Source organism: Stenotrophomonas sp. STEN031 (assembly GCF_056759975.1).
In genome coordinates, this window is sequence record NZ_JBRREA010000039.1 from 1 (window position 1) to 21521 (window position 21521).

A 21521-nucleotide genomic window follows, 5' to 3' on the forward strand; every position below is an offset into this window, starting at 1 on the left:
GGTAGAGCCCAATGCCGAGCATGGCTCGGCACTACAGGGTTGGCTTCGTCGGAAAAGCCCCAGCCGAGCATGGCTCGGCACTACAAAAAACGAGGGCGCCGTTGGCGCCCTCGTCTACGTCCCCCCGCAAAGCGCCGCTTACAAGCGCACCAGCAGATGCTTGGCCATCGCGCCATGCAGCTTGCCGATGCCTCGCGCCAGATGCAGCGTGCCAAACAGCAGCAGCACGCCAACACCCACCGACAATGGCCACAGCCAGAAGGAGCTGGCGACATTGACGCCGTCGATCCAGATGCCGATTGCCTCATTGGTGAACAGTGCAGCCACAGGGGCGAATACCAGCGCCAACGACGTCGACAACAAGGTCGTGGCCACGGTGAAATACAGAATCCCCAATGGCAGCATCAGCACGAAGTACAGCATCGTCAGCCAGGTGCGGCCGTCCGAGAACATCGCACCGATGCGCTGCAGCCAACCCTGGCTGCGATCGGTATAGGCGGGCCGGCGCGGCATGCGCACACCCAGCATGGTTTCGATGATGCGCCCTTCCACCAGCGACAACACCCGCACTGAGCCCAGGAACAACAGCAGGATCGGGATACCGATAATCAGGATCAGCAAGGACACCGACACCGACAGGCCGGTCACCACCCAGGTAAAGAAGAAGATGCCGGTGGCCAGCGACAGCAGCATGTAGAACAGCGCGCCATAGGTATGCGGATCCAGCGCCACGCCAAAGAAGCGCGCCAGCAAGGATCGCGGTGCTGGCGTGCGCGCCGATGCGGCGACACCTGGCTCAACGGGGGACGCGCTCGCGTCAGCCACCGCCGCCGCAGCTGCTGGCATGACACGTGATGCCGGGCGCGGCGTGCGCAGGGCGCGGTTCACTGTCACCTCGGTTTCGCGGTAGATCTCGGCCACCTCTTCCGGCGCGCCATAACTGCCGGCCACACCGGCAATCACCTCGGCCTCGCTCTTGCCCGGCTGTTCGGCCAGCTCCGAGCGCAAGTATTCCTCGGCGTCGTACAGCGCGTCCTGGATCATCGCCAGGTCGGCACCTGCCAATGCCGCGCGCAGCTGGTCGAGGTATTCAGGGATGGTGGTCGGCAGCGGTCGCGTGTTGTGTTCGGTATTCATCATTTGATCCCTTCCAGTACGGACTCGACCGAGTCGCGGGTGGCATTCCAGGCGGCGACCCACTGCCGCAGCGCGGCGCGACCGTCGTCATTGATGCGGTAGTAGCGCCGCGGTGGCCCGGCCACCGAAGGCTCCACATGGCTTTCCAGCAGGCCGGCAGCTTCCAGGTTGCGCAGCACCGGATACAGCGCGCTCTGCTTGCCGCTGAGCACCCCATCGCCTATCCGCTCCAGCTCCTTGGCGATCAGGTAGCCGTACAGCGGCTCCGGCGCCTTGGCCAGCACCGCCAGCAGGGCCAGCGACACCGTGCCTGTGCTCAATTCCTTCTGGAACTTGCGCAGATGTGCATCCAACTCCGTCATGGCCTTCACTCCCGCCAACTAGCCTGAAGCAAATACTAGTATTTAGTTCGCTATAGTGAATATGCCGGTAGTCACCCCTACCGCCGTCACGGCGCTGGCGGGTGCCCCGGCCAATCGCGCAGAATCGGCCTACACCCAACTGGAATGCGCCCGATGACGCTACGTCCCTGCCTGCTTGCCCTGGCCCTGTCGCTGTCCCCACTGCCCCTCCTGGCGGCCGACGCCCCCGCCAAGTACCGCAGCGCCCAGGAGATCATCGACGCCGCGCCGGCCAGCGACTGGCACACCCCGGCGGCGGAAAACACGCTGTACATGGACCTGGAAGGCGGCCGCGTCATCATCGAGCTGGCCCCGCAGTTCGCCCCCGAGCACGCCGGCAACATCCGCACGATGGCCAGGGAGCACTTCTGGGATGGGCTGAGCATCTACCGCTCGCAGGACAACTTCGTTGTTCAGTTCGGCGACGCCGATGCCGACGACGCGGCCAAAGCCAAGTCGATGGGCAGCGCCAAGTCTCATCTGCCCGCCGAATTCCAGCGACCGCTGCAAGGCCTGGCCTTCACCGCCCTGCCCGACCGCGATGGTTGGGCCGCCAGGACCGGCTTCGTCGGCGACTTCGCCGTTGGCAGCGATGGCAAGAACGCCTGGCTGGCGCATTGCTATGGCGCGCTCGGTGCCGGCCGCAACAACGACGAGGACAGCAGTGTTGGTGCGGAGCTTTATGTGGTCACCGGCCAATCGCCGCGCCAGCTGGACCGCAACATCACCTTGGTGGGCCGCGTGCTCAAGGGCATGGAACTGCTCAGTACGATCAAGCGCGGCCCCGACCCGATGGGCTTCTATGAAGATCCCGCGCAACGTACGCAGATCAAAGCAATCACCTTGGCCAGCGAATTGCCGGAAGCGCAGCGGGTAAAGCTGCAGGTGCTGCGTACCGATTCGAAGACCTTCGCTGATGCGGTGGAAGCGCGTCGCAACCGCGTGGATGGCTTCTACAAGCGCGCGGCCGGCCATATCGACCTGTGCAACATCCCGTTGCCGGTACGTATCCGCTAAAGAGCACCCACGGTAGTGCCGAGCCATGCTCGGCAGAGGCCTTACCGGGAACATCCATTGCCGAGCATGGCTCGGCACTACAGGTCGGATGGTTTGGCCTGAAGGCCTCTGCCGAGCATGGCTCGGCACTACAGGTCGGATGGTTTAGCTTGGAAGGCCCCTGCCGAGCACGGCTCGGCACTACAGCAGGTGCGGGTGCTTGACATGCACCGGCAATCGGGCGCTTAATTAATTAACGAATTAGTTAATTAATTACCCATGTCTGCCGATCAGATCTTCGAAGCCCTTGCCTCACGCCCACGCCGGGAGATCCTGGCGTATCTGTCGGCGCAGGAACTCACCGCAGGCGAGATCGGCCAGCGTTTCGAGATGAGTGCGCCGGCCATCTCCCGTCATCTCTCGGTTCTCACCGCCGCTGGACTCGTCACCAGCGAGCGCCGCGGCCAGTTCGTTTTCTACCGGCTTACCCCCGACAACATGGTCAACACCTTGAGCCGCTTCGCCTTCGAGGTCTGCCCAACCGCCGGGCCGCTGCAGCGCGAATCACGCCGCAATGCCAAGCCCAAGGCAAAACCCGCCAGCTGACCACAACGAGGCATCACATGGAACGCAGTCGCACTCCCAACGAAAGCAGCTTTCCGCATGTCTCGATCAATACCAGTGATGGCAGCCGTGCCGCGGAAGTCACACTACTGACCCAGCTCGATGTGGGCGCTGGCGATGCGATCGCAACGGCAACAGGTGCACGCCAGGCCCAGCACGCGCATTTCAACGATGCGCTGGACGAGCCCTCTGCGCGGCTTTCCGGCCCCGACCTGAGCGCTGGCGACAACGCTGCGCTCTACACGTTCTCTGTGGGCCGCAAGGGTCATCCCTTCCATCGTCATGCTGCAACGCGTGTGTTCACCGCGATCAGCGGCAGCGGCGGCACGCGCCTGCGTTTCATCGCCGCTGGTTCGGCCTGCGACACGCCGCAGGATATGCAGCAGGCACTGCGCCACGTCGAGATTCCTGCCGATTGCCTGTTCACGGTGCGCATGGCCGCCAACACCTGGCACCAATTCGAGCCACTGCGTGGCAATGGCAGGCATCCGGCCCTGTTCGCGGTTTCCTGCCATCCCGATGAAACTGCAGGCGCACTGGATCCTGCCTTGCAGGCGCAGGTCATGCGCGGCGAAGCGGACCTTGCCAGCCTCACTGAATTGATGCCGGCGGCACTGCAGCAGCACACGCAACAGGCCGAAGCGTGGACCAGCGTGCTCAGCTTTGATCCGCTGCCCCGGCAAGCCTGGGCGTGTGCGCTTTTGCGCCGGCATGCCGGACAGCTGCGCCAGCAACTGGTGCAACGCTGTCCGCGCAGCGGCACCCGTTCGCACCGGCTGCCCGCGCTGCAGGCACGCAGCAGCCATCACCTGCCGCCGAACTCGCTGCTGGCCCAGCAACTGCCGCATCACCACCATCAGGACCACGTCGAGGTCCAGATGGATCAGCGCTGGCTCGGTGGCAGCAATCCGGAACAGTTGCTGGCAGCGCTGCTCACCGCCTTCATCCAACAGCCTGCTGGCAGCGTCAGCGGCCTGATGCGGTTACGGAATCTGCTGGCGCGGCCGTTGCGACTGCGCACCTCGTCGTTGGGCTGCCCGGTGTCATCATTGCTGAGCGATACGCCAGTACAACGTTTCGCCGGGCGCTTCCCGGTGCTGGCCACTGCCATCAAGGCCAATTCCGCGCAGGTTCTGCTTGGCGCTGATGATCGTCACCTGCAGTTCCGCTCCAGCGTCACGGCGCAGCGCGACGGCGAGCTGATCACCTTCAGCCTTTCCACGCGGGTGTACTGCCACAATCCCTTCGGGCACCTGTACATGGCCGCGGTGGACCCGGTGCATCGCCATTTCATCGCGCCAAAGATGTTGAAGACCGCCGTCAACTGCCTGCTTGAGGAGGCCGCAACGGCCCTCCCTGCCGGGCGCGCTGCCTTCGTGACGGCGTGAACGGCGGCATCGTTCAGCCGATGGGACGATGCAGGCAATAAACGGCGACTACCGGAGCTGCCTGTATCGCAGTAGTTTGGCGGTTCGTTCCGAAGGAAGCCGCCATGGCCCACGTCACCATTGAATCAACGGGAAGCAACTACGCCCATCGCATCAGCAACGGCGTCCACGAACTTGTTGCCGATGAGCCAGCCCGGCTGGGCGGGCAGGATGCGGGCATGGCGCCGTTCGATCTGTATCTGGCATCACTGGCGGCCTGCACCGCGATTACCTTGCGGATGTATGCAGAGAAAAAAGGCTGGGAGCTGGGTGAGTTCAACGCCGAGCTCACCTCCAGCCGCGATGAAGCCGGTAAGCTGCAGGTGCACCGCATTCTTTCTGCTACCGGCGCATTGACCGTCGAACAATGGGAACGACTACTGGACGTAGCCACCCGCACGCCGGTCACCAAGGTGATGGGTGAAGGTGCGACCATCACCAGCGAACACCGCGCCCTGAAGAGTTGAGACGCCATGTTTACGATTGTTGTTATCTGGGATGCAGACAACGCTGAAGTGACCCAATGGGATGAGACGCCTTGGGTCACCACCTGGAAGGACCGCGAAGTATCACTGCGCGCGGGCCCACGCGAGCGCATTGACGCCGATGGCGTCAGCAGCCAGGTGGCGGTGTATCTGCCTGATGAGTTCAACGAAGAAGAGTTCCAGGAACTGTTTGCCGCGCACGAGAAACGCATTCCCGAGCTGCATCTGCATGGCTGATGCCGGCCTTTGCAGGAGCGGCGTCAGCCGCAAAACTGATGATCTGAAACGGCACCAGCTTCGCGGCTGACGCCGCTCCCGCAACGCCAAGGATTACTGCTTCTTGCGGCGGCGCCACCACAGGCGTACCAGCCAAGCAAGGAAGCCGCCAATCAGGACCACCGGCAGCAAGCCTGCGGCGATGCGGATCAGGTAGGCCAGGCTGGTGGTGAAGATCTCGCCTGAATCTCCAAACGCCTGGCCGATCTCGCTGCGGTTGCGTTGGCTGTTGGTGGATTCGATGTTGATGGTGACCAACTGCGTGTCGATGCGACGGTGCTGCTGGGCCGCATCGCGGTTGGCCTGCTGCAGGCCTGCTTCGATTTCCGACAGCCGCTGCGAAATCGTCAGCAGGTCCGCCACCGCCAGATCCTTGCGCTGTTGATACTCGAGAAGGCGCTCATGCTCGGCTTTCAAACGGTCCTGCATCAGCTGGGTATCGGCGACCTGCTGGGCCAGGTCCTCGGCCTCGGTATTGCGGGTGGTCACCTCACCCTTGTCGCTGGCGAGTGCGATCAGCGGCTCCACCCCCTTGGGGGCAACCCGCACCTTGATCGAGCCGCTGGGTGTATCGCCGCCCTGCTGGGACACGTTGAGCACCGCGCAATCGCCAAACTTCGCGCTCTGGCACGCATCGGATACAGCCTTCACCCTGGGCGCGATGTCCTTGCCCGGCAACTGCAGCTGCACCGTGTGCTCATAAGCCAGGAACGCGCCTTCCGGCGACTGCACGGCATCGGCCGCCACCGCCGCGCTTTCGGCCGACATGTCGTGCTTGGCGCAACCGGCGAGCGCGAGCAGCGCGCCCAATGCCAACGCCAAGGTCCTTCCGTGCTGCTGTTTCATGCGTCCATGTTCCATGTGATGTCGTGGCGGCAGCATAACGACTTGGCTGAATACGAAGGCTAAAAATTTGTGCAGCCCGTAGCCCGGGTAAGCGCAGCGCACCCGGGGATTCGGTGAGCCTGAGATTCGATGACGGTGAATCAAGACCCCGGGTGCGCTGCGCTTACCCGGGCTACAGGGCCCCGGCTGCGCTGAACCACCTGTTTCGACAGCCCGCCACCAACCAACGGCATGTGCGGTACAGGCCCTGTCCGCCTATGCTCGGGGTTTCCCCTCAGCAACAGGAATACCGATGCGCAAGCACCTGCTCGCCGCCGCCCTGCTCGCCAGCCTGGCAGGCTGCCAGAGCGGCGACGCCCCGACCGCGCCGTCCACCTCCACCGAGCAGGCCGGCCAAAGCCAAGCCGATGCCCAGTTCGCCGAGCTGTCGAAGAAGGCTTTGGACACCTGGATGCAGTTGTCCCCGGTCAGCGCCACCCAGATCGGCGACCACCGCTATGACAGCCAGCTCGATGATCTCAGCGCCGCCGGCCAGCAGAAGAGCCTGGAGGCCAGCAAGGCCCTGCTCGCCGAGCTGGACAAGCTGGACGTGAGCAAGCTCGGCCGCGAGAACCAGGTGGATGCCGCCATCCTGCGCAACCAGCTGCAGTCGGACATCTGGTCCAACGAAACCATGCAGTCGTGGAAGTGGGACCCGCAGGTCTACAACGGCCTGGCCGGCAGCGCCATCTACGGCCTGATGGCGCGCGAGTTCGCGCCGCTGCCGGAGCGTCTGAAGTCGGCCACCGCGCGCATCGAGCTGATCCCGCAGATCTTCGCCGCCGCCCGTGCCAACCTGGACCCGGCGCGCGTGCCGAAGATCCACGCCGAAACCGTGGCCAAGCAGAACCGCGGCATCCTCAGCCTGGTTGAAACGTTCATCATGCCCAACATCGGCCAGCTCGAAGCCGCCGACCAGGAGCGCCTGAAGGCTGCTATCGCCAAACTGACCACGGCAGTCGAAGAACAGCAGAACTGGCTGGACAAGACCCTGGTGCCCAACGCCAAGGGCGAGTTCCGCATCGGTGCGGAAAAGTACGACCAGAAGCTGAAGTTCTCGCTCAACTCCTCGCTGTCGCGCGCCGAGATCGGCGAGCGCGCTCGCGCCGAGCTGACCCGCGTGCGCAAGGACATGTACGGCATCGCCCAGGTGGTCTTGAAGGACAAGCCGGGCGCACCGGAAATGCCGGCCGACCCGACCGACGACCAGCAGCAGAAGGCGATCGAAGCCGCACTGGAACTTGCCTATGCCGACAAGCCGGCCCGCGACAAGGTCGTGGACGATGCCAAGGCCGCGCTCGACCAGTCCACCGAGTTCGTGCGCAAACATGACCTGATGACTCTGCCGGACGCACCGGTCGACATCATCCTGATGCCGGAATTCCAGCGTGGCGTGGCCGTGGCCTATTGCGATTCGCCGGGCCCGCTGGACAAGAACCTGAAGACCTTCTACGCGGTCTCGCCGATTCCGGACGACTGGAACGACAAGCAGGTCGACTCCTTCCTGCGCGAATACAACAGCCGCATGATCCACCTGCTGTCCATCCATGAAGGCACCCCTGGCCATTACCTGGAAGGCTGGCACTCGGGCAAGTTCCCGTCGACGCTGCGCGCGGTACTGCGTTCGGGCCTGTTTGCAGAAGGCTGGGCGGTCTACACCGAGCGGATGATGCAGGAGCAGGGTTACCTGGATAACGATCCGCTGTTCCACCTGGTGCAGCTGAAGTTCTACCTGCGCACCATTGCCAACGCCATCCTCGACCAGGGTGTGCACGTGGACAACTGGAGCCGCGAGCAGGCCATGCAGCTGATGACCCACGATGCCTTCCAGCAGGAAAGCGAAGCCTCGGGCAAGTGGGTGCGCGCGCAGCTCACCTCGGCCCAGCTGCCGACCTACTTCGTCGGTGCGCAGGAGCATTTCGACACCCGCAAGGCCGTGCAGGACAAGCAGGGTGCGAACTTCAACCTGAAGGCCTACCACGATCAGATCCTGTCCTACGGTGCGCCGCCGGTGCGCTTTGCCCGCCAGCTGATGCTGGAACAGCCGATCGAGTAAGCGATCGGCCAACCTGTTCGGTCAGCAGAAGCCCGGCATCCGCCGGGCTTCTGCTTTCGCGTCATCGGCAGCACCGAACTATCATTCACCACCGTTCGGCGCCGATGCCGATACCTGCTGCTCCAACTTTCCGGATCTCACTGACATGAAGTCGCTGCTCACCTGTTTGGCCGCCGCCTGCCTCAGCCTTGCTTCACTGCAGGCGCACGCGCAGACACCCGCACAACCCCACGCGGTCTATATGGACGCCAGCGCCAAGCTGCAGCAGCGCATCGCAGAGAGCGCCGCCAAGGGGGAGATGCCCCGCATCAGCGAACCAGAAACACGCGCACTGCTTGATGTCCTGTCCGACAGTCATCGTTTCCTGCAATCACAGACCTACGACGCCGCCAACATCGGTCAGTTGATGGACATCTGTGGCCAGGCCAACCGCTTGTCGATGGCCTATGCACTGACCGGGCTGAAGGAACATCTCCCGCCCCAGGCAAGCGCAGAGGAAATCGCACGGCAGATGGGCACGGTGATGGAAACAAACATCGTGGCATTCCAGCAGGAGCTCGAACGCCTGCATCCGTTCCTGCTGCGTTGCCTGGCCACGCAGATCCAGCCGTTGACCGCATTCACGGCGGCACTGCCGCCGGAGGAACTCACCCCCATACGCCTGGCAGGGCTGAACCAGCTGCGTGGCGGCCTGGTAAACAGCTATAGCGGCAACCTGATGAGCATCGGCAACCAGGCTTTGCAACCCAGCTACCGCACGCAGGTCGTGCGGGCAATGGCGGAGAGTTCGTCGCTGTTTGCCTCCGCGCTGCAACTGCCGGCCCGCCAGCAGATTGCCGACGCCGCCAGGGTCATTCTTGCCGACGCACCGCTGGACAACCGCGCCGACATCGAGACCATCATCAAGGCCATGAGTGATCCCGACTGTACGGGCCTGTGCGCTTACTGACTGTCTCCCGCAGGAGCGGCGCGGTGAACAGCGCAGCATCAAATGCCACGGCGCGATCAAACAACGGCGTGAAGCACACGCCGCCGCATGCGCATGGAAAATGGCGCATCGGATAGGGGGCCAGAACCGCGCCCCGGCAGCACCGGCCGCGCTCCGCCAATCACCGCAAGCTGTGGCATGATCGGTTTGTGTTGCGCAGTACGAACCGGGCGACTTCGGCTGGAAACCGCTGCACCGCCAGAACTCGCCCCTACCTTCATCCAGGCCGATGGCGCTCCATTGCCCGGCCCCGCATGGGCGTTGGGCACTGATGGAATGGATAGATGCGCTGGAGCACGACGCCTGGAACGATGTCATCGAGGAGCTCGTCTGGCATCTTCGGAACGGTCGCATGCCCATCCTCATCAGCCATCAGCCCACCCCCGAACGCAGGGTCGAATTCCACTTCAAGGACCTGCCCGCAGTGGTCCTTCCGCTGAGCCAGCAGTCCTGCTGGAGCGAGGCAGTCAGCATCATCGAGCGCTTCCCTCAGCTCAACGCCACCCGCCTGCGCAGCGGCGCCTGATGGGCCTCGCCAGCGCCACCGACAGGCATGCCTTCGGGCCTATTGCCCTGCTCCGGGCGCCGCCTACAATTTCGTTTCCATCGCTCGAAAGTAAACAATCAGGGGAAGGCTTCAACATGGAAACAAATGCAATCCTGGCCTGGACGCTGGTATCGGAATGCCCGATCCCGCAGGACGTGAACGACATCCTGGTCCCCGGCGAGGCCGCCGTAGCGGCCTACAAGACCTTCCGTGACTCGGCGGTGTTCACCAACAAGCGGCTGATCGTGCGCGATGCGCAGGGCATTACCGGCAAGAAGGTGGAAATCTATTCGCTGCCGTACTCATCCATCTATATGTGGTCGTCGGAGAACGGCCACGGCCTGTTCAATTTCAACTCCGAAATTGAACTCTGGACCAAGGCCGGTCATATCAAGGTCAACCTCAACAAGGGCTTGGACGTCCGTCGTCTGGACAAGCTCATCGCCCAGGCCGTGCTGGGCAGCACGGCATCGCCTGCCGCCGGCACCGCCCACGCAGTATCTGGCAACCCTCCGCCGTTGCCGTAAACCGACGCGGCCAGGCCATTGCCACCAGCGGCAACATCAACTGAGTCGTTGCCGCCGACTGGAACCACAACCCCAATGACAAGCCAACGCGCGCACTACCTCCAGCTGGCACATACCGTTCTCGACTGGAACCGCCGACATCTCAATCGCGATTCCGTGCTGAGCGAGGCATTGATCGGTGAATGCTTCGCCGATCAATTCATCGTCGAGCCCAATGGCCGCCGCTACGAAGCCGATCCCGCCAAATACCTCGAGTTCCTCAACGGCATGAAAGCCGGCATGGACGGCATCGACTACGAGATCGATCATGCTCTCGTGGAAGACGCATCGGTGGTGTTCTCGATGCGCGCGCGGATCCGCTATGTTGATGGGCGCCACGAACTGTTCCGCGCCATGCTGCTGATGCGGTTCAATGACGCCGGCAAGGTCATCCTCTGGCATGAGGTCTATTTGCCAATCGCGTCGCCCGCCTGATGCCAGGTCGCACTACCCCAGGATTCCGGATGCAACGATGAGCGAACCCAGCTATACCATCAGCCACGACATTCCTTCCGTCGATACCTACCGGCACCTGCGCCAGGCCAGCGGGCTCAGCCCGAAGACCGCCGAAGCCGCAAGCCGGGGGTTGCCCAATTCCCTATTCGCCGTGCAGATCCTCTGCGCCAATGAAACGGTTGCGATGGGACGGGTAATCGGCGATGGCGGCAGCTTCTACCAGGTGGTCGACATTGCGGTATTGCCCGCCCACCAGGGGCGTGGCCTGGGCAAGAAGGTCATGAGCGAAATCCAGGCCTACATCCAGCGCGAGGTACCCGCCTCAGCCTATGTCAGCCTGCTGGCCGATGGCGAGGCCTATCGTCTCTACCAACAGTTCGGCTTCGCCCTGACTGCACCGGCCAGCGTTGGCATGGCGCTTACGCAGCAGCGTTCTGCCTGAGCTTCTGCGCCCTGCGCCATTCCACTACCCTCCAACTTCCGAGCACCTCCATGCAGACCATCGATTGGAACGATTTCAGCAAGGTTGAACTGCGGGTGGGCCGCGTCATCGCCGCCGAACCCTTTGCTGCCGCGCGCAAACCTGCCTATATCCTGCAGGTGGATTTTGGTCCGGAACTGGGCACCCGCAAGTCCAGCGCACAGATCACCGCGCTGTACAGTGCCGAACAACTGCTTGGCCGGCTGGTGGTGGCGGTGGTCAATTTCCCGCCGAAGCAGATCGGCCCACTCATGTCCGAATGCCTGGTCACCGGCTTTCACGACGCCGAGGGACGGGTGAGCCTGTGCATGCCCGAGCACGAGGTTCCCCTGGGCACGCGCCTGTTGTAGATGCAACAACAGGCGTCCCTGCGCCCAGCTGCGCAGGGACGCCCTCACCCCGCAAACCGCACACATTGCCTCGACGGCACTTCGTGCTAGCGTTCCGCAGCAAATCCATCGGCATATCCAGGCAGGAGCAGGTGATGGGCAAGGGGCGACTGGAAGCATTCAGCGATGGCGTCATGGCCATCATCATCACCATCATGGTGTTGGAGATGCGCCCTCCCGAAGGCGCCACCCTGGATGCGTTGCGACCACTGCTCACTACCCTGCTCAGTTACCTGCTGAGCTTCGTCTACGTCGGCATCTACTGGAACAACCACCATCACCTGCTGCAGGCCTGCCAGAAGGTGACAGGCAGCGTGCTGTGGGCCAATCTGCACCTGCTGTTCTGGTTGTCGCTGCTGCCATTCGCCACGCACTGGATGGACGATTTCAATCAGCAGCCGCTGCCTACCGCGTTGTACGGCTGCATCCTGTTGGCGGCCGCCATCGCCTACTGGATCCTGCAACGGCGCATCGTCGCCGCTGATGGCGAGAGCTCGCGCTTGCGGCACGCGCTCGGCAGTGACTGGAAGGGCAAGCTCTCGCCGGTGCTGTACATCAGCGGAATCGCCCTTAGCTTCGTCAACGCGCATCTTGCGCAGTTGCTGTATGCGACCGTCGCCTTGCTTTGGCTGATTCCGGATCGGCGCATAGAACGCGAACTCGGCCAGGCCGGCTAGGCAGCCGGCCAAGCTGTTCCTGCTTTCACCTGCCAACGATGACCTCCCGGCTTGCACCCATGTTTTACATTTGGCTACCCGGTCTGGGTTAAAAAACCCTGCCTTCCTTGTCCTATCGGAGCTTCCATGGCCACCGCCAGAACCAAAGGTTTTACCGCCGAAGAACAGGCCGCGATGAAGGAGCGCGCACGCGAACTCAAGGCCGAGGCCAAGGCTGGAAAACTGAAGGCCGACGGCGAAGCCGAGCTGCTGGCCAAGGTCGCTGAGATGCCCGCCGCCGAGCAACAGATGGCGCGACGCGTGCACGCCATTGTCACCACCACCGCTCCCACGCTCACCCCCAAGACCTGGTACGGCATGCCCGCCTATGCGCGCGATGGCAAGGTCGTGTTGTTCTTCCAGGGGGCCAGCAAGTTCGGCTCGCGCTATTCGACATTGGGCTTCAACGACATGGCAATGCTGGATGACGGGGCGATGTGGGCCACCGCGTACGCGTTGACCGCGATCACGCCGGAGGTCGAGAAGAAGATCACCGCCCTGGTGAAGAAAGCCATGCGCACCCCTGGCAGCAATCTGCAATAGGCAATCCCGGCGCCTGCGGCTATCTTGTCCCATCCCTGAATCGATGGACCGCATGTCTTTCTGGACCTGGTTGTTTCCGCGTACGCACGTCGCCTTTTCCAGCCCACTGCCGCACGAACAGGCGTTGCAGGCGCTGCGCGCAGCCACTGCGCGTGGCAACCTGACCGCTACCGGCAGCGTCGCCGGCTCGGTAAGCGAGCGCGGTGTACACCTGTATCACCGCAGGGTGATGCGCAACTCCTTCAAGCCGCACTTCCGCGGTGCCCTGCGCAGCACCCCACAGGGCTGCGAACTGCACGGACGTTTTGCGCTGCCGGCGCTGGTGTTCATTTTCATGCTGTTCTGGCTCGGCTTCTGCGTGCTGTGGAGCGTTGTGACAGCGACGCAGCTCGGCGGGGCGGACCTGATGCTGTTGCCTGCCGTGTTACCGGGCATGCTGATGTGCGGGTTCGGCATCGGTTTGTTACGACTGGGCCAACATCTGGCCGCCGATGACCCGGCGATCCTGTCACGGGTGATCCGGCAAGCGTTACAGTCCCCCTCATCCTGAATCCGGTTGCGAGAACCCCTGCTTGTCAAACCACAATGACGCCACGCTGGAACTGCAGAAGCTGCAATCTGAAGTGATGCAGCAACTGGAAATCATCGCCGACGACATCACGGCCGGGCGGCTTGGCGCCGATGAGGGCGCGGCCAGGGCCAAGGCCCTCATCGCCACCAGCGAGCAGCAGCGCGTGGCCATGTTCAACGCTGCGATCAGCGCCAGCCAACGCCAACGTCGTCGCGGCTGGTTGTTTGCCTCGATGGTGGTCATCGCCATCGCGATGGTGGTGGTCGGCCTGCTGTTGGCGCGTATCGGCACAGCCTGAGCACCCGCCAAGCACGACGCTGGCGGTGCCGAGCCATGCCCGGCAGGAGCTTTCCACACCAACCATCGGAGCGGGGTGCGCACCATTGTGGCCCGAGGTCGAGAAGCCAACCTCTCCCCAGCCCTCCCCTGCTGCGCAAGGGAGGGAGCCGTAGTGCCGAGCCATGCTCGGCAGAAGCGTTACCGGGAAGTCCTCTGTCGCGCATGGCTCGGCACTACAGGTCCCGTTGCACCTCAACCATCCACGGCCACGAAGCCACCGGTCTGGCGCGCCCACAAGCGCGCATACAACCCGCCTGCGGCAACCAGCTCGGCATGGGTGCCGGTTTCGACAATGCGGCCCTGATCCATCACTACCAAGCGATCCATGCGCGCGATGGTGGATAGTCGATGGGCAATGGCGATCACGGTCTTGTCGCCCATCAACTCGTCCAGGCTGTCCTGGATCGCCGCTTCCACTTCCGAATCCAGGGCCGATGTGGCTTCGTCGAGGATCAGGATGGGGGCGTCCTTCAGCAGCACGCGGGCAATGGCGATGCGCTGGCGCTGGCCGCCGGACAGCTTCACCCCGCGCTCACCGACATGGGCGTCGTAGCCCTGCCGTCCCTGTCCATCAACCAGGGACGCGATGAAGCCTTCGGCACGCGCCTTGGCCACGGCGGCGCGCAGCTGCTCCTCGCTGGCATCCGGTCGCCCGTACAGCAGGTTGTCGCGGATCGAGCGATGCAGCAACGACGTATCCTGGGTGACCACACCAATCTGTGCACGCAGGCTGTCCTGGGTGACGTGGGCGATGTCCTGGCCATCGATCAGGATCCGCCCGCTTTCCAGGTCATACAGCCGCAGCAGCACGTTTACCAGGGTGGATTTGCCAGCCCCCGACGGACCGACCAGGCCGATCTTCTCGCCCGGCTTCACCGCCAGGTTCAAACCGGCCATCACCCCACCGCGCTTGCCATAGTGGAAATGCACATTCTCAAAATCCACCGCACCGGCGCTGACCAGCAAGGGTTTGGCGTCGGCTGCATCCTGCACCGTCAGCGGCTGGGCGATGGTCTCCATGCCGTCCTGCACGGTGCCGATGTCCTCGAAAATGCCGTTGATGGTCCACATGATCCAGCCGGACATGTTGTGGATGCGGATCACCAGACCGGTGGCCAGGGTGATCGCGCCCACGCTGATCAGGCTGGCCTGCCATAGCCACAAGGCCAGCCCGCAGGTGCCGACGATCAGGAAGCCGTTGAGGATGGCAATGACCAGCTCCAGCCCGGTGGTGATGCGGGTCTGTGCGCGGTGCTTTTCGGCCAGCTCCTGGATGGCCTCGGCCACATAGCGCTGCTCGTGGCCACTGTGCGCGAACAGCTTGAGGGTGGCGATGTTGGTATAGCCATCGACGATGCGCCCCATCGCGCGCGAGCGCGCATCGGAGGCGATCCAGGCGCGGTGTTTCATGCGCGGTACGAAGTACACGCCGATAGCGATATAGGCCAGCAGCCACGCGGCCAAGGGCAGCATCAGCCGCCAGTCGGCCTGCGCGAACAGATACAGCGCGGTGCCGGTATAGACCACGATGTACCACAGCGAATCGACCATCTGCACAGCCGATTCGCGCAGCGAGGTGCCGGTCTGCATCACCCGGTTGGCAACGCTGCCGGCAAAGTCGTTCTGGAAGAAGCTCAGGCTCTGCCGCACCACGTGGTTGTGCATCAGCCAGCGCGAGCGGTTGCTCAGGCCGGGCACGATGGACTGGTTGACCAGCAGGTTGTGCAGGGCCACCAGCAGCGGTCGCGCCAGCAAGGTGATGCCGGCCATCCACAGCAACTCGCTGGCGTGGCGCTGGAAGAAGCCGGGCCCGGCGCTGTCGGCCAACATGTCGACGATGCGGCCGAGGAAATCGAACATCGCCACTTCCACCAATGCCAGCAGCAGGCCGGCGACCAGCGTGGCCAGCAGCACCGGCCACACCGGGCGCAGGTAATGCAGGTAGAAACGCACCACGCCACGCGGCGGCGTGCGCGTATCCAGCGGCGGGAAAACGGGGATCAGGGACTCGAACCAGCGCAGCATCGCCACGACCTGTAAAACCGGAACAGGCCGCGATTGTCCCATCGCGGCCTGTGTTGTGTCTGTCTAGGCGATGCGGAACTGTCTGGTTGTGGGAGCGGCGTCAGCCGCGAAGCTGGCGCCCTTTCCGTACACGAAACAGCTGCAACCTGATGATTTCCCGACTTCGCGGCTTACGCCGCTCCTACAAACGCTTCATTCCGCCTTCGGCTTCAGCAGCAGATCCTGGAAGTCGAAGCTGAAATCGGTCAAGGACGACACCGCCTGCATGCGCACCTCGCGCACCTTGCCGTCCGGGTCCAGGCTGAAGTTGACGAAGGCATCGGCGTTGAGCGAACGGTTGTCCCAGCGCACGATGAAGGTGTCGTGCTGCCAATGCTCCATCGTGCCCACCAGATCGGCGGTGGCACCAAAGCGCAGGCGCAGCTTGCCACCCTGCTGCTCGACGAATACATCGCCATACCAGGCATCGCCATAAGTGCCTGCATACTTGGTCAGCGGCAGCGACGGCTTGCTCTTGGCATCGCGCGCCGCCACATGCTTGTCCCAGCCTTCATCGGCATTGCCCTGCGCCTTGGCCACGCCAGCGGCGTAGGCGCCCACCCAGTCATGGCCCGGTGCACCCAGCATCGCATCCAGCACGCTCATGGTGATGGCATTGAAGGCGGCCCCGGATTCCTGGTTGGTCAGCACCACCACGCCCAGGTTCTGCTCCGGCACCAGGGTCAGCCGCGACACCTGGCCCGGCCAGCCGCCGGTATGCCAGACCAGCTTCTGCCCCCGGTAATCGCTCAGGCTCCAGCCCTCGCCATAACCGGCGAAGTTGGGACGTGCGGCAGCCAGTTCCGGTACCGACGGCTTGGGCACCACCTGCGGGATCTGCATCTGCCACATCTGCTGCTGGGTCTTTTCGCTGAACAGCGGCGTGCCATCGGCAAGCTTGCCCTCGGCCAGCTGCACGTTCATCCACTTGGCCAGGTCATGCACGCTGGAATAGATGCCACCGGCACCGGCGTTGTTGGACCAGGTCAGCGGCGGCACCGGCCGCAGGTCCTTGAAGTCGTACTTGGCGTGGCCAACGGCAGCCTTGTCACCCGGCTTGAGGTGATCGGCGTTGTAACGGGTGTCGGCCATGCCGACCTTGTCGAAGATGCGCTGCTGCAGGAAGTCGGCAAACGACTGCCCGGACACCTTCTCGATCACCTGCTGGGCCACCGCGTACAGGATGTTGTCGTAGGCATAGCGGTCACGGAAGCCATTCTTCAACGGCACCTGCGCCAGCCGCGCCACCACTTCGGCATTGCTGTAGCGGGTGGTCGGCCAGAACAGCAGGTCGCCTGCGCCCAGGCTCAAACCGCTGCGGTGCGAGAGCAGGTCGCGGATGCGCATCTCGCCGGTGACGTAGGGGTCGGACATGCGGAACGACGGCAGGTGATCCACCACCCGGTCGTCCATCTTCAGCTTGCCTTCCTCGGCCAGCAGGTTCAGCGAGGTCGCGGTGAAGGCCTTGGTATTGGAGGCAATGGCGAACAGGGTATCGGCCTGCACCGGCTCCGGCTTGCCCAGCTCACGCAGGCCCCAGCCGCGCTCCAGCACCACCTTGCCGTCCTTGACCACCGCCACTGCCACGCCCGGCACGTCGAACTGCTGGCGCACACGCTCCACCGTGGCGTCCAACTGCTGCAGTTCCGTCGGCACCGCGTCTTGTGCTGCCGCCATCGGTGCCACCACGCCCATCGCGAGCACCAGCCCGCCACCCAACCAACTATTCAATACGCTCTCCCTTTGGATCGATGCCGGCACCGGGCCGGTCTTCTCGCGATGGTAACGCGAGCGCGCCCACCCTCGCCTTTCCACAACTGCCCGCATGCCCCCATGGACCTGGCCGCCCGTACCACCGCCACCATCATCCCCTGCCTGCGCTACCGCGACGCACCGGCCGCGATCGATTGGCTGTGCAAGGCCTTTGGGTTCCAGCGCCATGCCGTCTACCAGGACGGCGAGGTGGTTCACCATGCGCAGCTGGTATTCGGCAACGGCATGATCATGCTGGGCTCGGTGCAGCCTGGCGAATGGGGCAGCAACATGATCCAGCCCGACGAAGTCGGCGGCATGGAGACGCAGAGCGCCTGCGTGATCGTCAGTGACGCCGACGCGCATTACGCGCAGGCCAAGGCTGCCGGTGCGGAGATCGTGATCGACATCGCCAACCAGGATTACGGCGGCCGCGGCTACGCCTGCCGCGACCCCGAGGGCCACCTGTGGTGGTTCGGCAGCTATGACCCCTGGGCCCCAACCACGTAGTGCCGAGCCATGCTCGGCAAGAGCGTTACAAGCAACCCTGCAGGAGCCGCGTAAGCCGCGAAGCCAACAACAAGCAAACGGCCAAAAGCCAACCCCTCCCCAGCCCTCCCCTGCTGCGCAAGGGAGGGAGCTGTAGTGCCGAGCCATGCTCGGCAAGGGGCTTTGCCAGCCAAGCCAGCGGTGGTGATGCGCTGCGTGTAACGCCCTTGCCGAGCATGGCTCGGCGCTACCTGGTGCGGGTACATTGTCGGCTTCGCGGCTTATGCCGTTCCTACACCATCGGAGCTTTGCGTTGAACGATCTGTTTGCGAGCGCGCCGCACACACCCGGCGTCCACATCGGCATCGGTGGCTGGACCTATGTGCCGTGGCGCGGCGGCACCTTCTACCCGGTCGGGCTGGTGCAGCGCCGTGAGCTGGAATACGCCAGCCAGCAACTGACCAGCATCGAGATCAACGGCACCTATTACGGCGCGCAGAAGCCGCACATCTACACCGGTTGGCGCGATGCCACGCCGGAAGGCTTCGTGTTTTCGGCCAAGGCACCCAAGCGGATTGTCACCGCGCGCAAACTGGCCGGCACCGGCGGGCAGATCGAGGACTTCATCGATGGCATCAGTCATCTTGGTGATCGCCTCGGCCCACTGGTCTGGCAGTTCGAAGCCGGGCGACGCCTGGAGCGCGACGATCTGGCAGCCTTCCTGCAACTGCTGCCTGCACAGGTCAACGGTCGCCGCCAGCGGCATGCCGTGGAGGTGCGCGATCCCACGTGTTTCGATGCGGAACTGGTCGCATTGATCCGCCAGCAAGGCATCGCCCTGGTCTATACCGACGCCAGCGATTACCCGAACGCCGCCGACCTGTCCGGCGACTTTGTCTATGCGCGGCTGATGGGCAGCCGCGACCAGCACGCCACCGGTTATCCGGCTGCCGAACTGCAGCAGTGGGCCGCGCGTGTCCAACGCTGGCGGAAGGGCGAAGACAACCCGGATCTGCCGCATCTGGCCGCGCCCCTGCCCGCCGCCGCGCCGCGTGAGGTCTTCCTCTATTTCATCAGCGCGGCCAAGCACCGCAATCCGGCGGCTGCACGCGCGTTGCAGCAGCTGGTCGATAAAAACTGAAGGCGACGACGCGGCGCTTGTCACGTGCATCGGCGACAATACGCCGATGCCTACCAACGACACCCGCAAAGCCCTCCTGCAGATCCATTTCTGCGTCCTGTTGTGGGGCGTCACTGCCATCCTCGGCAAGCTGATCACGCTACCGGCACTGCCGCTGGTGTGGTGGAGGATGTTGCTGGTGGTGGCGATGCTGGCACTGCTGCCGCGGGTGTGGCGTGGCCTGTCCGGCTTGAACCCGCGGCTGGTGCTGGGCTATGCCGGCATCGGCGCGCTGGTCGCGCTGCATTGGCTCACCTTCTATGGCGCGGTGAAGCTGGCCAATGCGTCGGTGGCTGCCACCTGCATCGCACTGGCGCCGGTGTTCACCGCCATCATCGAACCGTGGATCGCGCGGCGTCCGTTCCAGCTGCGCGAACTGGCGCTGGGCGTGATCGTGCTGCCCGGCGTGGCGCTGGTGGTTGGTGGCGTGCCCGATGGCATGCGCCTGGGCGTGGCGGTGGGTGCGGTTTCCGCGCTGCTGGTGGCCATCTTCGGCTCGTTCAACAAGCGCATGGTCGGCCACGCTGATCCGTTGACGGTCACCGCGCTGGAGCTGGGCGCCGGCACCCTGACCCTGACCCTGCTGGCACCGGCCATGCCGCTGCTGTTGCCAGCCCTGGCCAGCGACCTGTGGGTGCTGCCCAACCTGCACGACGGCCTGTTGCTGCTGGCCCTGTCCGGGCTGTGCACGCTGCTGCCGTTTGCCCTGGCGCTGGTCGCGCTCAAGCACCTCAGCGCGTATACGGTGCAGCTGGTCACCAACCTGGAGCCGGTCTACGCGATCCTGCTGGCGATGCTGTTCCTGGGTGAGCAGCACGAACTGACGCCGCAGTTCTACCTCGGCGTGGCGATCATCCTCGGCGGCGTCTTCCTGCACCCGCTGCTCAACCGCCTGCGGCCACAAGCCGCGGCCGGCCCGGTCGCCTGATCAACGCTGCGGCCAGTACCAGGCCGGTCCTTCCAGATTGCCAACGCCCCACAGCCGGGTCTGGCTGAATTCCTTGTGCAGGCGCAGCGCATTGCAGGCGGGGTCCTCCTGCAGCGCGGCGATCAGCCGCGAGGCATGCGACACCACCCACAGCTGGCTGCGCGCCGCTGCGTTGATGATCAAGCGCGCCAGCGCCGGCAGCAGGTCCGGATGCAGGCTGGTTTCCGGCTCGTTGAGCACCAGCAGCGGGGGCGGCCGTGGCGTGTGCAGCGCGGCAATCAGCAACAGGTAGCGCAGGGTGCCATCGGACAACTCACTGGCCGCCAGCGGACGCAACAGGCCGGGCTGCGCGAACTTCAGCGACAAGCGCCCCTCCCAGCCCTCGATCCGCACCTGCGCGCCCGGGAACGCATCCTCCAGCGAGCGCTGCAGGCCCTGCCCATCGCCGATCTCGATGATGGTCTGCCAAGCCGCCGCCAAGTCATGACCGTCATCGGCCAGCACCGGCGTACGTATCGCCATGCACGGCTGTCGCGCCGGGGCAGCGGCATCGGAACGAAAATGGTCGTGGAAGCGCCAGCGGCGGATGTACTCGCGCAGGGCCAGCACTTCCGGCATGCGCTGCGGATCGGCCAACTGGCTGAAAAGGCTGTCGAAGCCCGACAGGTGCTCTTCCACCACCTCCCAACTGCGGCCTGCCCTTCGCCGTACCACGCTGCCGCGCCGCTCGACCAACAGGTTGCTGCTGCGCAGGAAGGGCCCGGCCCAGATGCTTTCGCTCTTGATCTGCGGGTCGCGATCAAACATCGAGTTGCCCGGCACCGGCAGGCCCAGGTCGATTGCATAGCCGAAGTCCTCGGCGGCAAACCCCAGTCGCAAGGACACCGGCGTGCTGCGCGCCGTGCCCTGCACCGGCATCTCGCCCTCGCGCATGGCCCGGCTTATCCGTTCCGGGCCGGCCCACAGCGCCGACTCCAGCCCGCCCTCACCCGCCAGCGCGGTGGCCACGCCACCACGCGCGGTCTGCGCCAGCAGCCGCAGCGCGCGGTAGAGATTGGATTTGCCACTGCCGTTGTCGCCGGTGACCAGGTTCAGCCGCGCCAGCGGCACGGCCAGCTCATGCAGGGAACGGTAGTTGGCGACAGCCAGGGTCTGCAGCATGGGGTTCTCACGGCATCAGGAGCTGGCCCAGCATGCACGCGCCCGGTCGCAGGCGTCGAGACGC

25 protein-coding genes are annotated in these 21521 nt (G+C 64.3%); 19 read left to right on the plus strand and 6 right to left on the minus strand.

Going from position 1 to position 21521, the window contains the following annotated elements:
• Positions 1-138 precede the first annotated feature (138 nt).
• Together ACVOLQ_RS15950 and ACVOLQ_RS15955 are read right to left on the minus strand one after the other, a co-directional pair.
• The gene (locus tag ACVOLQ_RS15950) at positions 139-1137 is read right to left on the minus strand and encodes a sensor domain-containing protein (RefSeq protein WP_481528607.1); all 999 of its coding nucleotides are present in this window, start codon (positions 1135-1137) and stop codon (positions 139-141) included.
• Positions 1137-1499 (minus strand): PadR family transcriptional regulator, encoded by a 363-nt coding sequence (locus ACVOLQ_RS15955; protein WP_293706291.1) that lies wholly within the window; start codon positions 1497-1499, stop codon positions 1137-1139. Before ACVOLQ_RS15955 ends, ACVOLQ_RS15950 begins: the two co-directional genes overlap by 1 nt.
• A gap of 153 nt (positions 1500-1652) precedes the next feature.
• On the opposite strand from ACVOLQ_RS15955, the gene ACVOLQ_RS15960 reads away from it, so the two are divergent.
• From ACVOLQ_RS15960 to ACVOLQ_RS15980, 5 genes are all read left to right on the plus strand, one after another.
• The gene (locus tag ACVOLQ_RS15960; RefSeq protein WP_481528608.1) at positions 1653-2555 is read left to right on the plus strand and encodes a peptidylprolyl isomerase; all 903 of its coding nucleotides are present in this window, start codon (positions 1653-1655) and stop codon (positions 2553-2555) included.
• A 258-nt stretch (positions 2556-2813) separates the two neighbouring features.
• Complete coding sequence (locus ACVOLQ_RS15965) at positions 2814-3140, plus strand: metalloregulator ArsR/SmtB family transcription factor (RefSeq protein WP_481528609.1); 327 nt, start codon at positions 2814-2816, stop codon at positions 3138-3140.
• 17 nt (positions 3141-3157) lie between these two features.
• On the plus strand, positions 3158-4546 hold the full coding sequence (locus ACVOLQ_RS15970) for a DUF2867 domain-containing protein (protein ID WP_481528610.1): 1389 nt from the start codon (positions 3158-3160) through the stop codon (positions 4544-4546).
• Between the two features lie 104 nt (positions 4547-4650).
• On the plus strand, positions 4651-5052 hold the full coding sequence (locus tag ACVOLQ_RS15975) for an OsmC family protein (RefSeq protein WP_481528611.1): 402 nt from the start codon (positions 4651-4653) through the stop codon (positions 5050-5052).
• A gap of 6 nt (positions 5053-5058) precedes the next feature.
• A complete protein-coding gene (locus tag ACVOLQ_RS15980; protein WP_293706288.1) occupies positions 5059-5307 on the plus strand; it encodes a hypothetical protein in 249 nt (82 codons plus the stop codon).
• A 93-nt stretch (positions 5308-5400) separates the two neighbouring features.
• Here ACVOLQ_RS15980 and ACVOLQ_RS15985 read toward each other — a convergent pair whose 3' ends face one another.
• On the minus strand, positions 5401-6192 hold the full coding sequence (locus ACVOLQ_RS15985) for a DUF4349 domain-containing protein (protein WP_313169292.1): 792 nt from the start codon (positions 6190-6192) through the stop codon (positions 5401-5403).
• 292 nt (positions 6193-6484) lie between these two features.
• On the opposite strand from ACVOLQ_RS15985, the gene ACVOLQ_RS15990 reads away from it, so the two are divergent.
• The 11 genes from ACVOLQ_RS15990 (at position 6485) to ACVOLQ_RS16040 (ending at position 13842) form a co-directional block, all read left to right on the plus strand.
• Positions 6485-8287 (plus strand): DUF885 domain-containing protein, encoded by a 1803-nt coding sequence (locus ACVOLQ_RS15990; protein WP_481528612.1) that lies wholly within the window; start codon positions 6485-6487, stop codon positions 8285-8287.
• A 145-nt stretch (positions 8288-8432) separates the two neighbouring features.
• Positions 8433-9236 carry a hypothetical protein gene (locus ACVOLQ_RS15995; RefSeq protein WP_481528613.1) on the plus strand — a complete coding sequence of 268 codons (804 nt, stop codon included), beginning with the start codon at positions 8433-8435 and terminating at the stop codon, positions 9234-9236.
• Positions 9237-9546: 310 nt separating this feature from the next.
• Positions 9547-9801, plus strand: coding sequence for a hypothetical protein (locus tag ACVOLQ_RS16000; RefSeq protein WP_481528614.1), 255 nt, complete (start codon positions 9547-9549; stop codon positions 9799-9801).
• A 116-nt stretch (positions 9802-9917) separates the two neighbouring features.
• On the plus strand, positions 9918-10349 hold the full coding sequence (locus tag ACVOLQ_RS16005) for a PH domain-containing protein (RefSeq protein ID WP_481528615.1): 432 nt from the start codon (positions 9918-9920) through the stop codon (positions 10347-10349).
• A gap of 75 nt (positions 10350-10424) precedes the next feature.
• Entirely contained in the window at positions 10425-10823 is a 399-nt protein-coding gene (locus tag ACVOLQ_RS16010) for a nuclear transport factor 2 family protein (protein ID WP_481528616.1), read from the plus strand.
• 37 nt (positions 10824-10860) lie between these two features.
• On the plus strand, positions 10861-11286 hold the full coding sequence (locus ACVOLQ_RS16015; RefSeq protein ID WP_481528617.1) for a GNAT family N-acetyltransferase: 426 nt from the start codon (positions 10861-10863) through the stop codon (positions 11284-11286).
• A gap of 50 nt (positions 11287-11336) precedes the next feature.
• Positions 11337-11675, plus strand: a complete 339-nt coding sequence (locus ACVOLQ_RS16020) for a tRNA-binding protein (RefSeq protein WP_313169279.1) — start codon at positions 11337-11339, stop codon at positions 11673-11675.
• 134 nt (positions 11676-11809) lie between these two features.
• Entirely contained in the window at positions 11810-12391 is a 582-nt protein-coding gene (locus ACVOLQ_RS16025) for a TMEM175 family protein (RefSeq protein ID WP_481528618.1), read from the plus strand.
• A 126-nt stretch (positions 12392-12517) separates the two neighbouring features.
• Entirely contained in the window at positions 12518-12973 is a 456-nt protein-coding gene (locus tag ACVOLQ_RS16030; protein ID WP_481528619.1) for an iron chaperone, read from the plus strand.
• Between the two features lie 52 nt (positions 12974-13025).
• Positions 13026-13523, plus strand: a complete 498-nt coding sequence (locus ACVOLQ_RS16035) for a hypothetical protein (RefSeq protein ID WP_481528620.1) — start codon at positions 13026-13028, stop codon at positions 13521-13523.
• Positions 13524-13545: 22 nt separating this feature from the next.
• Positions 13546-13842, plus strand: a complete 297-nt coding sequence (locus ACVOLQ_RS16040; RefSeq protein WP_313494524.1) for a hypothetical protein — start codon at positions 13546-13548, stop codon at positions 13840-13842.
• Between the two features lie 233 nt (positions 13843-14075).
• Here ACVOLQ_RS16040 and ACVOLQ_RS16045 read toward each other — a convergent pair whose 3' ends face one another.
• Together ACVOLQ_RS16045 and ACVOLQ_RS16050 are read right to left on the minus strand one after the other, a co-directional pair.
• Positions 14076-15908: an ABC transporter ATP-binding protein gene (locus ACVOLQ_RS16045; protein WP_481528621.1), complete on the minus strand. Its 1833-nt coding sequence runs from the start codon at positions 15906-15908 to the stop codon at positions 14076-14078.
• Positions 15909-16100: 192 nt separating this feature from the next.
• Positions 16101-17678 carry a serine hydrolase gene (locus ACVOLQ_RS16050; RefSeq protein ID WP_481528622.1) on the minus strand — a complete coding sequence of 526 codons (1578 nt, stop codon included), beginning with the start codon at positions 17676-17678 and terminating at the stop codon, positions 16101-16103.
• 102 nt (positions 17679-17780) lie between these two features.
• Between ACVOLQ_RS16050 and ACVOLQ_RS16055 the strand changes: the two genes are divergently transcribed.
• From ACVOLQ_RS16055 to ACVOLQ_RS16065, 3 genes are all read left to right on the plus strand, one after another.
• A complete protein-coding gene (locus tag ACVOLQ_RS16055) occupies positions 17781-18209 on the plus strand; it encodes a VOC family protein (RefSeq protein ID WP_293706277.1) in 429 nt (142 codons plus the stop codon).
• A gap of 292 nt (positions 18210-18501) precedes the next feature.
• Positions 18502-19329 (plus strand): DUF72 domain-containing protein, encoded by an 828-nt coding sequence (locus ACVOLQ_RS16060; protein WP_481528623.1) that lies wholly within the window; start codon positions 18502-18504, stop codon positions 19327-19329.
• Positions 19330-19375: 46 nt separating this feature from the next.
• Positions 19376-20296 carry a DMT family transporter gene (locus tag ACVOLQ_RS16065; RefSeq protein WP_313272741.1) on the plus strand — a complete coding sequence of 307 codons (921 nt, stop codon included), beginning with the start codon at positions 19376-19378 and terminating at the stop codon, positions 20294-20296.
• Here ACVOLQ_RS16065 and ACVOLQ_RS16070 read toward each other — a convergent pair whose 3' ends face one another.
• Positions 20297-21457 carry an AAA family ATPase gene (locus ACVOLQ_RS16070; protein WP_481528624.1) on the minus strand — a complete coding sequence of 387 codons (1161 nt, stop codon included), beginning with the start codon at positions 21455-21457 and terminating at the stop codon, positions 20297-20299.
• Between the last annotated feature and the right edge of the window lie 64 nt (positions 21458-21521).